This is a genomic window from Bradyrhizobium sp. UFLA06-24 (genome assembly GCF_054967145.1).
This window is the reverse complement of record NZ_JADFUE010000067.1, coordinates 21,041-31,821: the sequence shown is the minus strand read 5'-3', so window position 1 is coordinate 31,821 and position 10,781 is coordinate 21,041. Positions and strand designations below refer to the sequence as shown.

The 10,781-nt window shown below is 65.0% G+C and carries 12 protein-coding genes; 7 read left to right on the top strand and 5 right to left on the bottom strand.

Features of this window, described 5'->3' with window-relative positions:
* Positions 1 to 182: 182 nt before the first annotated feature.
* Complete coding sequence (locus IF809_RS32405) at positions 183 to 779, top strand: TetR/AcrR family transcriptional regulator (protein ID WP_462839565.1); 597 nt, start codon at positions 183 to 185, stop codon at positions 777 to 779.
* 7 nt (positions 780 to 786) lie between these two features.
* Here IF809_RS32405 and IF809_RS32400 read toward each other — a convergent pair whose 3' ends face one another.
* On the bottom strand, positions 787 to 1,476 hold the full coding sequence (locus IF809_RS32400) for an aspartate/glutamate racemase family protein (RefSeq protein WP_462839564.1): 690 nt from the start codon (positions 1,474 to 1,476) through the stop codon (positions 787 to 789).
* 294 nt (positions 1,477 to 1,770) lie between these two features.
* On the opposite strand from IF809_RS32400, the gene IF809_RS32395 reads away from it, so the two are divergent.
* The 4 genes from IF809_RS32395 (at position 1,771) to IF809_RS32380 (ending at position 4,970) form a co-directional block, all read left to right on the top strand.
* Positions 1,771 to 3,294, top strand: coding sequence for an FAD-dependent monooxygenase (locus IF809_RS32395; RefSeq protein ID WP_462839568.1), 1,524 nt, complete (start codon positions 1,771 to 1,773; stop codon positions 3,292 to 3,294).
* A 105-nt stretch (positions 3,295 to 3,399) separates the two neighbouring features.
* The gene (locus IF809_RS32390) at positions 3,400 to 3,609 is read left to right on the top strand and encodes a hypothetical protein (protein ID WP_462839563.1); all 210 of its coding nucleotides are present in this window, start codon (positions 3,400 to 3,402) and stop codon (positions 3,607 to 3,609) included.
* 118 nt (positions 3,610 to 3,727) lie between these two features.
* A complete protein-coding gene (locus IF809_RS32385; RefSeq protein ID WP_462839562.1) occupies positions 3,728 to 3,985 on the top strand; it encodes a hypothetical protein in 258 nt (85 codons plus the stop codon).
* A 139-nt stretch (positions 3,986 to 4,124) separates the two neighbouring features.
* Positions 4,125 to 4,970, top strand: coding sequence for a L,D-transpeptidase (locus IF809_RS32380; protein WP_462839561.1), 846 nt, complete (start codon positions 4,125 to 4,127; stop codon positions 4,968 to 4,970).
* Positions 4,971 to 4,996: 26 nt separating this feature from the next.
* Here IF809_RS32380 and IF809_RS32375 read toward each other — a convergent pair whose 3' ends face one another.
* Together IF809_RS32375 and IF809_RS32370 are read right to left on the bottom strand one after the other, a co-directional pair.
* The gene (locus IF809_RS32375) at positions 4,997 to 5,413 is read right to left on the bottom strand and encodes an SRPBCC family protein (protein WP_462839560.1); all 417 of its coding nucleotides are present in this window, start codon (positions 5,411 to 5,413) and stop codon (positions 4,997 to 4,999) included.
* A 252-nt stretch (positions 5,414 to 5,665) separates the two neighbouring features.
* A complete protein-coding gene (locus IF809_RS32370; protein WP_462839559.1) occupies positions 5,666 to 6,697 on the bottom strand; it encodes an alpha/beta fold hydrolase in 1,032 nt (343 codons plus the stop codon).
* 279 nt (positions 6,698 to 6,976) lie between these two features.
* Here IF809_RS32370 and plsY point away from each other — a divergent pair, with 279 nt between their 5' ends.
* Positions 6,977 to 7,657: a glycerol-3-phosphate 1-O-acyltransferase PlsY gene (plsY, locus tag IF809_RS32365; RefSeq protein ID WP_462839558.1), complete on the top strand. Its 681-nt coding sequence runs from the start codon at positions 6,977 to 6,979 to the stop codon at positions 7,655 to 7,657.
* Here the strand turns inward: plsY and IF809_RS32360 are convergent.
* The gene (locus IF809_RS32360; RefSeq protein ID WP_462839567.1) at positions 7,654 to 8,946 is read right to left on the bottom strand and encodes an amidase family protein; all 1,293 of its coding nucleotides are present in this window, start codon (positions 8,944 to 8,946) and stop codon (positions 7,654 to 7,656) included. The two genes, plsY and IF809_RS32360, sit on opposite strands and share 4 nt — an antisense overlap.
* The gene (locus IF809_RS32355) at positions 8,880 to 9,266 is read right to left on the bottom strand and encodes a hypothetical protein (RefSeq protein ID WP_462839557.1); all 387 of its coding nucleotides are present in this window, start codon (positions 9,264 to 9,266) and stop codon (positions 8,880 to 8,882) included. The genes IF809_RS32360 and IF809_RS32355 overlap by 67 nt, the downstream gene beginning before the upstream one ends.
* Positions 9,267 to 9,528: 262 nt before the next feature.
* Here IF809_RS32355 and IF809_RS32350 point away from each other — a divergent pair, with 262 nt between their 5' ends.
* On the top strand, positions 9,529 to 10,698 hold the full coding sequence (locus IF809_RS32350; protein WP_462839556.1) for an acyl-CoA dehydrogenase family protein: 1,170 nt from the start codon (positions 9,529 to 9,531) through the stop codon (positions 10,696 to 10,698).
* Positions 10,699 to 10,781: the final 83 nt, after the last annotated feature.

The window sequence follows — 10,781 nt, the reverse complement described above, 5'->3', positions numbered from 1 at the left end:
ACATAGAGAGTACCGATCGCGATGATCGCGAGGGCCAAGACCGATCCAATTCCGAGCGCGAACACATGCATGATGATCTCCTATCCTATCGTTGACATATTATCTAGCGTCGCTAGATATATAGTCTAACGTTGCTAGATCGTCAAGCGTCGTCCAGTATGGGCGCCGGGAGGGCCGAAGGTTTGGGCATCGCGGAACGGAAGGGCAGGGAGCGGGCCGAGCGCGAGCAGCGCATCGTGACGACGGCACGCCTGATCGCGGAGCGCGAGGGATGGGACGCGGTGACGATCCGGCGTCTCGCCGACGAAATCGAATACAGCCAGCCGGTGCTGTATTCGCATTTCAAGAGCAGGGATGCGATCGTTGCAGCGGTCGCCCTCGAGGGCTTCAGGGAGATCGCGGCCGCGCTTCGGCGGGCGGCAAGCGGATCGACGGGGCGGAATGCCCTCAAGCGCGTCGCCACCGCCTATCTCGCCTTCGGGCTCAGCCGCCCTGCGCTCTACCAGGCCATGTTCGTGCTGCCGACCGAGTTGCGCTTCGCCGAAGCCGGAAGCCGGCCGGAGCTGCAGGCGGCCTTCGAGGCGCTTGCGGCGGTCGTAACCCCGTTTTGCAGCGACGTCGCCGTGGTGACCGAAAGCTTCTGGGCCGCGCTTCACGGGCTCACCGAGCTCGAACGTTCCGGCCGCATCAGGCCCGCGGCGCGTGACGAGCGCATCGCATTCGTCGTGCGGACGATCGCGGATTCCGGATCCGCCCACGTCGCCAAGCGCAGCCGGTGATCCGGCGTCATCTCATCGCAAAATCGGCCGCTGTCTCCGCGTGAATGGCAGTGGTGTCGAACGTCTCGACCGTCGTGTCCGCAGCCCCCACCAGCATGGTGATCTCGGTGCAGCCGAGAATGATGCAGTCCGCGCCGCGCCCGACCAATGCGGTCATCACCTCCCGATAGCGGCGGCGCGAGGGCGCGGCGACGACGCCGAGGCACAGCTCGTCATAGATGATGCGGTTCACGTCGGCCCGCTCCTCGGCCGTGGGAACGAGGACATCGAGATCTTGCGCGCGCAGGCGGTCCGTGTAGAAATTCTGCTCCATCGTGAAGATGGTGCCGAGCAGCCCGACACGCCTGTATCCTCTCGCCCTGATGCGCTCGGCCGTCGCGTCGCCGATGTCGATGAAGGGAACGGTCAGCTTCGCCACGATATCGGGGGCCAGCTTGTGCATCGTGTTGGTGCACAGCACGATCGCGCGCGCGCCGGCGCGCTCGAGCCGCTGCGCCACCTCGGCAAGACTCGCCCCTGCCTCAGCCCAGCGGCCGGCATATTGCATCTCCTTGATCTCCTGGAAATCGTAGGAGTACATCAGCAGCGGGGCCGAATGCAGCTTGCCCATGCGATCCCGAACGCGTTCGTTGATGAGCTTGTAGTAGAGCGCGGTGCTCTCCCAACTCATGCCGCCGATCAGGCCGATCGTTTGCATCCCAGCGTCTCCGGCAAATGGTGCGAGGGGATCGTAGCGGAAGCCGTCGAGGCTCGCCATGCGCGCCGGTTGACGCAGCCACGCTCCAACGCTAAATGGCCCTGTCGGAAAAGGCAGACTTGGTCTGGTAAGCCCAAGTCCTTTCGGTAACGAAAGCTCTGGTCTTTGGCCTCGCGCCGGAGATCCCCACGACGAACAACGGTCGCCGCAGAGGCGATCCATGGTTCGTCCGTGAGGTTCTCAGGTTCGGGAAACGCTCCGGTCGAACATCGACAGTCGACAACGGAGCAAATCATGCAGCATCCCGACACATTCCTTTATGACGTCATCATTGCCGGCGCGGGCCCCGTCGGCCTGTTCCTGGCCTGCGAGCTCAGGCTGGCAGGCTGTTCGGTGCTGGTGCTGGAAAAGGCGCAAGACCCGCATTCGCCGCTCAAAAGCCTGCCGTTCGGGCTGCGTGGACTTTCCGTGCCGAGCGTCGAGAGCCTGGATCGCCGCGACCTGCTCGGCGATCTCACGCACCGCGCAGCCGGCCGTGACACGCCGGCGGCCGCGCATTGGATGCAGCGGCAGCGCCGCCCGGGCGGCCATTTCGCCGGCATCCAGTTCTTCCATGATCGGATCGACAGCTCGCAATGGCGCTATCGCCTGCCCGGCCCGATCGGCAGCCTTGCGGCCGACATGGCGAGCATCGAGGCGGTCTTCGCCGTCCGCGCCGCAGAGCTGGGCGTTGCGATCCGGCGCGGCTGCGGCGTCGAGTCCTTCACGCAATCGGACGACGGCGTCACCGTGGAAACAACCGGTGCAACGGCCCGGGGCCGCTGGCTGGTCGGCTGCGACGGCGGACGCAGCCTGGTGCGAAAGGCTGCCGGCATCGGTTTTGCCGGCACCGATCCGGAATTCACCGGCTATTCCGCAGAGGTCGAGCTGGCCGATCCGGCCGCGCTCATGCCGGGCCGGCACTACACCGCGTCGGGCATGTACACCTATGCAGCGCCCGGCACGATCGCGATGGTCGATTTCGACGGCGGTGCCGCCCACCGCACCGAGCCGAACCGCGAGCGGATCGAGGCGGTCCTGCGCAAGATCTCGGGCATCGATGTGAAGGTGACGAGGCTTGCGCTCGCCACCACCTGGACCGATCGCGCCTGTCAGGCAAGCTGCTATCGCAAGGGCCGCGTGCTGCTGGCGGGCGATGCCGCGCACATCCATTCGCCGCTGGGAGGCCAGGGCCTCAACCTCGGTCTTGGCGATGCGATGAACCTCGGCTGGAAACTCGCCGCAACCATTCGCGGCGACGCACCGGCCGGGCTGCTCGACAGTTACGCGGACGAGCGGCAGCCGGTGGGAGCACGGATCCTCGACTGGTCGCGCGCCCAGGTCGCACTCATGCGTCCGAGCAGGAGTTCGCGTGCTCTCGAAGCGATCGTCCGCGATCTCATCGACACGCGCGACGGCGCCACCTATTTCGCCGAGCGCGTCTTGGGTGTCTTGCAGCGCTACGATCTCGGCGCTTCCCATCCATTGGTCGGCCGCAGCGTGCCCGACTTCGCCCTCGATGATGGAACGCGACCCGCCGCTCTGCTCAGGACAGGACAAGGGCTGTTGCTCAACTTCGAAGCCCGCCCGTCGCTCGATATCCTTGCGCGCCGCTGGCGCGGGCGGATCAACCATGTCGCAAGCGATGCCGGGGACCGACTGGGCCTGACCGCCCTGCTCGTGCGGCCCGACGGCATCGTGAGTTGGGTCAGCGAGGGGACGCCGGACGTTGAGGACACGTCCCGGGCCGCTCGGCGATGGTTCGGTGAACCAGAGTGAGGCGTTAGGCATGACCTCCATCGAACCCGAAGCGAGATCGACGACACTATCTCTGCACAGTGAACGCTCTCGCCCGTCCCAGGGGCGACACGGGGAGCATCTTGCATGCGGCAACGGAACTGGCGATTGATTGCGGTGGGCACGGTGCTGCTGGTGCTGGCCGTGCTGTTCTTCCTCTCGATGCGCGACATGACGGCGTGGTCCAATGATCCCATCGCCTTGATGCGCGCGGTCGGAGAGGTGTCCGGCGGCGTCGGCGGCATCAGCCTCGTCATGATCGTGTTCGGCCTGATCGGCCGCAAGGCACCGGCCTGACAAGGCGACGCTGCGGACGGCCTGATCACGGCGGCATCACGGCTCCGCCATGACCGGAATAACAGGTCTTCCGCACCAATCTGAATGTCGGAACCGCCCATCATGCGCGGAATGGCATTTGGAGGCCGCGATGATCATTTCGAAGCTCCTGGTTGCGCTCGCGCTCGCATCGACGATCGGCGCCGCGGCGGCGCAATCCTTCCAACCGGCGGTCGCCGGAAAGGAAACGACCACAAAGCCCTGGACGGCCCCGGTTGGCCACCGCCAGCCTCACGCGGCCGACATCCCCTCAACGACAATGGGACCGCGCGATCTCCTCGATCAGGAGGATGCCAATGTGGACCGCAAGATCAGCGGCATCTGCCGAGGGTGCTGATCGTCACTCAAGCTACCGTGGGTCCGACAGGAATCGGCGTTAACGACGTTTAACGGTTCCAGCTTCCGCGAACATCGCTTCGAAGTTTCTTAAATCTTGCTGGGTAGCTCTTCCGGGTCGAAGCGATCCGGGGAAACACATGGGTAAGCGGGCCAAACGCAGAAAGACGGAGACGTTCGCGCTGCCGATGGCCGCGAGAGTTGGCATTGGCGCCGTGGCCGTCGCCGCGTTGGGATATGGTTTGCTGTCCCGCCCCGCCACCGTTCAGCCGACGCAGAAGCCTGCCGCGCACCAGGCGATGGCGTCCTCGTCGCCGGTTTACGTGGCAGCTCCCGTTCATGCATCAGTGCCAGTTCCGGCTCCAAGTCCGGCTCCGGCGCCCCTGGTCGAACCGCCAAAGGCCGTTGAGGGTCCCGGCGCATTTGTTCGGCAGGTGGTGGACTATACCAGTCACCAGGCGCCGGGCACGGTGATCATCGACACCAAGAACACGTTGCTCTATCTCGTCCTGAACGACACACAGGCGATGCGCTACGGCATCGGTGTCGGTCGCGAAGGTTTCACATGGTCCGGTGAGCAGACCGTGGCCCGCAAGACGGAATGGCCGGATTGGCGTCCGCCTGCGGAGATGCTGGTGCGTCAGCCCTATCTGCCCCGGTTCATGGCAGGCGGTCCGACCAATCCGCTCGGTGCCCGCGCGATGTATCTGGGCGAGACCGAATACAGAATTCACGGCACCAACAAGCCCGATACGATCGGAAAGCGGGTGTCCTCCGGCTGTATCCGGCTCACCAATGAGGACGTGACGGACCTTTACGAGCGGGTGAAGGTCGGAGCGAAGGTGATCGTGCTTCCCACGACCGCTGCCCGCCGGCCGTCCGACACCGCCTCGCGATCGCCGGACCCGGCATCGCCGCCGAACCGGCCCTCGGCGGCCAACGCGCAGATGCTGTCATCCGGAGCGAAGGTCGCCGAAGCCCAGTAACTCAGGCGCCCTGTCGTCGGGCCGACTTACGACGCCTTCTGCTTCGCTTCCACATATCGCGCAAAATTGTCGAGGATCGCCTGCCAGCCGCCTTGCTGCTGCTCGACCGAGTAAGTCGATTCAGCATCGAAGACGACGCGGACGGTGATGCCTTTAGCCGCGGGCACGAACTCGACTTCGGCCTTGCGATCTCCGAACGCATATTCGATCAGCTTGTGCTCGACGATCGTGGTGTAGGTGCCGGCGAAGTCGAACCCCATGCTGCCGTCCTTGGCCTCCATGCGCGAGGAGAAGACGCCGCCTTCGCGCAGATCGACCGTCGCTTTGGTCGTGTGCCAGTCGTCCGACGCCGCGTTCCACTTCACGATGTCGGCAGGCGTCGTATAGGCGCGCCAGATCTGGTCGATCGGGGCTGCGACGCTGGTTTCGACGGTGATCCTCATGGGTATTGCTCCAGTTCGATACTAACGGCTCGTGGTGACGACATCACGCCGCGCGTGCGGGGTTCCTATCCGGCACATCTGCGACGTGTCCACCCAAGGACGATCGAGACCGGTCGGCGCCGACATGGTCGGGCCGTCAATGGGCAATTATTTTTGGAAAGGCGTCACCAACGCGTTTAGGTGACCCCGTGGAGTCATGGGGACGCGAGGAGCCGCTTGACGTGATCTGACCGACCCGCTCGCGCTCTCTGATCACGTGAAGAAGCCGCTGAGCCTGTCAACCACGAGATCCGGCGCCTCTTCGGGCAGATAATGTCCGCAAGGCAGGCTCTCGCCGCGCACATCCACTGCCTTTTCACGCCACGTCGCACGCACGTCGTAGCTTGATCCGACGACGCCCTTCTCACCCCAGAGCAGGAGCAAGGGGCAACCGATCCGCTTGTCCGAATCGGCCGCATCGTGGATCAGGTCGATACCGGCGGCAGCCCGGTAATCCTCGCAGACGGCGTGCAGCGTCTCGCGCGTATAGCAACGGCGGTATTCCTCGAACGCAAGCGGATCAATCGCGCCCGGCGTCTTGTTCTGCTTGTTGATGTGCGCCTGGAGATAGAAGTCGAGATTGTTGCCGATCAGCGTTTCCGGCAGCGGCGCCGGCTGGCTCAGGAAGAACCACCACATGTAGCGCATCGCGAAATCCTTGTTCGCCTTTGCATACATCGTCGCGGTCGGCGCGATATCCAGCAGTGCGGCCCTGGTCACGGCGTTGGGATAATCCAGCAGCAAGCGGTGCAGGACGCGCCCGCCGCGGTCGTGACCGGCTGCAAAAAAACGCTCGAAGCCGAGTGAACGCATCACCTCGACCTGGTCACGCGCCATCTCGCGCTTGGAATAGGCGATGCTGTCCTTGCCGCCGTCAGGCTTGCTGGAATCACCGTAGCCCCTGAGGTCGGTCAGCACGACCGTGAACCGCTCGGCAAGCTTCGGCGCAACTTTGTGCCAGCATACCAGTGTTTGCGGATGGCCGTGCAGCAGCAGGAGCGGCGCGCCCTCGCCTTTCACGAACGTATTGATCTCCGCGCCTGATGTCTCGATGCGGCTGTGACGAAAGCCCGGCAAAAGTTTTTCAATCCGGTCGGTAGGCATGGCCATCTTCTCCTCGGCGAACGCAGGCAAATCCAGCATGACCGAACCGATCGCGCCCGTGGTGGTCGCCGCCATCGCCATCAGGCGCCGCCGCGACAGCCTCGGATCGGACGGACGTTCTGCTTGCTCACGAACGGACATGTTCGCCCTCCCAAAGCGGATTGATTGCTCCGAAGGTGCCGGCCCGGGTGACGAAAATCCAATGTCGGGTCAAAATATGATTATGCATGATTTGCATAAACGTCCGCGAGGGCCTGACGCATCCCCCCGACGCCTCGATCAACGCCTTGATTATAGGCAGGCGAACGCCCGATCGCGTGGCGTGCTGCCAGGCGCGAAGATGGCTCCAAGATCCTGCCCATGGCGGTCAGGCAAGGTTGGCGATAAGAATACGGCTGACCGGATACTGGAATCGAAACCATGGCCTTCTGGACCGCGGGCGCAGTCGGATTGATGATCTCCTATCTCCTTGGCTCGATCCCGACGGGCTATCTGGCAGGAAAACTGCTTCAAGGAATCGACATCCGCGAGCACGGCTCCATGTCGACCGGGGCGACGAATGTGTTGCGGACGCTCGGCAAATGGCCTGCGTTGGCGGTGCTGGTCATCGATGTGCTGAAGGGCGCGGCTGCCGTCCTCGTCGCCCGCTGGTTTTGTCCCTGGCTCGCGAGCCAGCTATCGCCGACGCCGCCGACAGCGGCCGAATTGCAAGTCTGGGTGCCATGGATGGTGTGCCTCGCCGGCATTGCCGCGCTGCTCGGCCATGGACGCTCGATCTGGCTGAATTTTACGGGCGGCAAATCGGCGGCGACCGGGCTCGGCGTGGTGCTGGCGATGTCATGGCCGGTGGGGCTGGGGACGGCGGCTGTGTTCGGGCTCGTGCTGGCGATCAGGCGCATCGTCTCGCTCAGCTCGATGCTCGCGGCGATGACGGCCGTCGTTCTCGTCTTCGGCTTGGCGCACCCGCTGCCGTATCGGCTGCTGGTGATTGCAGGCGGCCTCTACGTGATCATGCGCCACCGCGCCAATATCGGCCGTCTGCTGGCGGGCACGGAGCCCCGGCTGGGACAGAGCAGCCCGCAGCTTGATTCAACGCCTTAAACAGCCTCCAGCGCCGGCAGGCCGGGCGGAGCCTTGCGCATGTTCGAGGCCTGCTCATAGGCGTAAGCCAGACGCAGCAGCTTGTGCTCGCTCCAGGCTCTCCCTGCGAAGGTGACGCCGAGCGGATAGTCCGGCGTGTCCTTGCCATCGACCCCGGAGACGAGGCCACACGGCACCATGACACTGGGATAGCCTGCTTTGGCTGCAATCGCTGCGCCCATCGCGCCGGGGAACAGGACGGCATCCAGCTTGTGCCGATTCATGTAGGCGTCCATGCCGTGCGTTCTGGCCGCGAGCAAATCCATAGCGCGTGCGGATTTGTATTCGCGCTCACTTAGGTTCCCTTTCGTGAGGTCGGCGGCGAGAAACAGATCCTGGCCGAAACGTAATGCATCTTTCGCATTCGCCGCATTGAAGGCGATGATGTCGGTCATCGTCTTGACATCGGTGTGGGTAGCCCAATCCTTGAGATAAAGATTGAGACCGTATTTCAGCTCGTAGAGAAACACGATCGGCGCGCCGGTCGGGTTGCCCTTGTTCTTGCTCAGCGGATTGCGGTTGAGTACCGCCATGCCGGTGCCCGGCCCGGCAAGCCAACCACGCGTCGGCATGTTGGCGCGCACGATGACGGCGCCCAGATGCTCCAGCACCTCGATGACGCGGGCCATCAGCCTGGCCCCGTCGGGTGACAGCTTCCCGTAGTAGCAGTCGTTCAGCCGATCGGCGGGATCGCTCGGCACGCCGATGCGCACCCCCTTCATTGCATCGCGTGCAAGATCGGCCGTGTAATCGGCCGGCCGGTGCTGCCGCTCCGTCGCGGGGTCGCGCGGATCCTTCGCCGCCAGCACGTTGAGCAGCAGCGCGGCGTCGCGGACGCTCCGCGTCATCGGCCCCGCGGTGTCCTGACTGTGCGCGATCGGCACGATGCCGGCACGGCTGATCAGCCCGACCGTCGGCTTTACGGTGACGAGGCCATTCCGGCTGGCCGGATGCAGCAGTGAGCCCGAGGTCTCCGTGCCGATCGAGGCCGCACACAGGCCGGCTGCTACGGCCACGGCCGAACCCGAGCTCGATCCGCCTGGGTCCACGATCGGGATGCCGCGATCGTCGACCAGATCAGGCACGAAAGGATTCTTCACCTGACCGCCCAGCGACGAGTACCCCGAGGGCATCTCGATCGCGAGGATGTTGGCGAACTCGGTCAAGTTCGCCTTGCCGAGGATCACCGCGCCAGCCTTGCGCAGCAGCTTGATGACAGTGGCCTCGCGCCTCGCACGCGCGCCTTCCAGCGCCAGCGAGCCGGCCGTGGTCGGCTGCTTGTCCGACGTCGCGATGTCACCAGAATGGGCACGCCCGCCAGCGGGCGACCGGCCGATGGCTTCGTGCCGTCGAGCTTGCCAGCGATCGCGAGCGCATCCGGATTGAGCGCGCGGACGGAGTTCAGCATCGGCCCGCCGCGGTCATAGGCCGCGATGCGCGCCAGATAGGCCTTGGTCAGCGCGGTTGCGGTGACGCGCCCGCCGGCGAGAGCGTCGATGATGTCGCTCATCGACGCATCCGCGAGCTGCAGCTCGGCTGGCCCCGTCGCATTGCGGGCTGACTTCTTCACGACGCGCCCCTCGGACGGAGATATGCTATCAAAGGTAGCATTGATCCCGATGGCGCGACAAGCTGATCAGGAGCGACGGATGGACTGCACGATCCGGGCCGCGCTTGCCGACGACGCTGCCGACATGGACTATGGCGCACCATCATCATGGAACGCGCGCTCGATGTGCCCGCGCAGGACCGTTCGCGGACGCTTGATTGGGTTTGTGAAATAGACCACCATCGCCTCACTCTACCGCTCACGGCAGAATGGGCGAGGAAACATGGACGGAATCGCCGGAATTGATCTCGTCGCGCGGGCGCAGGCCGTCGCGCCGCTGGTTGCACGCGAGGCCGACGAGATCGAGCGGACGCGGCGGCTGACGCCTGTTGTCGTGGGCGCACTGATCGAAAACGGGCTCTACCGCGCGCTGCTGCCGCGCAGCCTTGGCGGATCGGAAGCGCCGCCGGAAATCTTCATGCAGATGCTGGAGGAGATCGCAAAGGCCGATGCGTCGACGGCCTGGTGTCTCGGCCAATGCAGCGTCTGCGCGATGATCGCGGCCGCGCTCGACCACGATACCGCACGCGAGATCTTCAACACCGCGCCCGGCATCCTCGCCTGGGGCGCGGTGGCGCATGAGGCGCGCGCGGTCGAGGGTGGCTACCGCGTCACGGGGCGCTGGGACTTCGCCTCGGGCGCGCGGCAGGCGAGCTGGCTCGGCGCACATGTCCGCATCGTCGACGCTGATGGTGGGCCGAGGAAGAATGCGGATGGGTCGCCGGAGCTGCGCACGATCATGTTCCCGCTCGCAAGCGCCGTGCTGCACGACGTCTGGCAGGCGATCGGCCTTGCCGGCACCGGCACCGATTCCTACGAGGTGAGAGACCTCTTCATCCCCGAGCGCTTTGCCGTGTTCCGCGACGTGCCCGAGGCCTTGCGCGAGAGCGGCCCGCTCTATCGCCTGCCCACCGGCTCGACCTTCAGCCTCGGCTTTGCCGCGGTCTCGCTGGGCATCGCGCGCGCGACGCTGGATGCGGCGATCGCATTGGCGCGCGCCAAGCACCAGTCATTGGCGGCCAGTGCGATGCGCGACAACGGGGCGGTGCAGGGCCTGATCGGCCGGACCGAGGGCGACCTGCGCGCCGCGCGCGCCTACCTCTATGCGACCGCGCATGCGATGTGGCGCGACCTCTCGGCCACAGGCATGTTCAGCCCGGCGCATCGCAGCGCTGTCAGGCTCGCCGCGACCTGGACCATCCAGCAATCGGCCAAGGTCGTCGACGCGGCCTACCATATGGCCGGCGCGACCGCCGTCTTCCGGAGCAATCCGTTCGAGCGGCGGTTTCGCGACATGCATGCGATCACCCAGCAGATCCAGGCACGCGATACGCATTTTGAGGATGTGGGGAGGATAATTTTGGCGGGGAACGTTGAACGGGAGGCGCGATGACGCTGCGCTCCCTCCCCCGCTTGCAGGGAAAGGTTGGGGAGAGGGTGTCTCGACAACAAAAGACTCGCCCAGAGGAGAGAACC

Bases quoted from the DNA above. Each gene is read 5' to 3' on its own strand.
- IF809_RS32375 (WP_462839560.1), bottom strand. From the start codon at position 5,413: ATGAGGATCACCGTCGAAACCAGCGTCGCAGCCCCGATCGACCAGATC.
- IF809_RS32390 (WP_462839563.1), top strand. From the start codon at position 3,400: ATGCGGCAACGGAACTGGCGATTGATTGCGGTGGGCACGGTGCTGCTG.
- IF809_RS32380 (WP_462839561.1), top strand. From the start codon at position 4,125: ATGGGTAAGCGGGCCAAACGCAGAAAGACGGAGACGTTCGCGCTGCCG.
- IF809_RS32350 (WP_462839556.1), top strand. From the start codon at position 9,529: ATGGACGGAATCGCCGGAATTGATCTCGTCGCGCGGGCGCAGGCCGTC.
- IF809_RS32395 (WP_462839568.1), top strand. From the start codon at position 1,771: ATGCAGCATCCCGACACATTCCTTTATGACGTCATCATTGCCGGCGCG.
- IF809_RS32400 (WP_462839564.1), bottom strand. From the start codon at position 1,476: ATGCAAACGATCGGCCTGATCGGCGGCATGAGTTGGGAGAGCACCGCG.
- IF809_RS32370 (WP_462839559.1), bottom strand. From the start codon at position 6,697: ATGTCCGTTCGTGAGCAAGCAGAACGTCCGTCCGATCCGAGGCTGTCG.
- plsY (WP_462839558.1), top strand. From the start codon at position 6,977: ATGGCCTTCTGGACCGCGGGCGCAGTCGGATTGATGATCTCCTATCTC.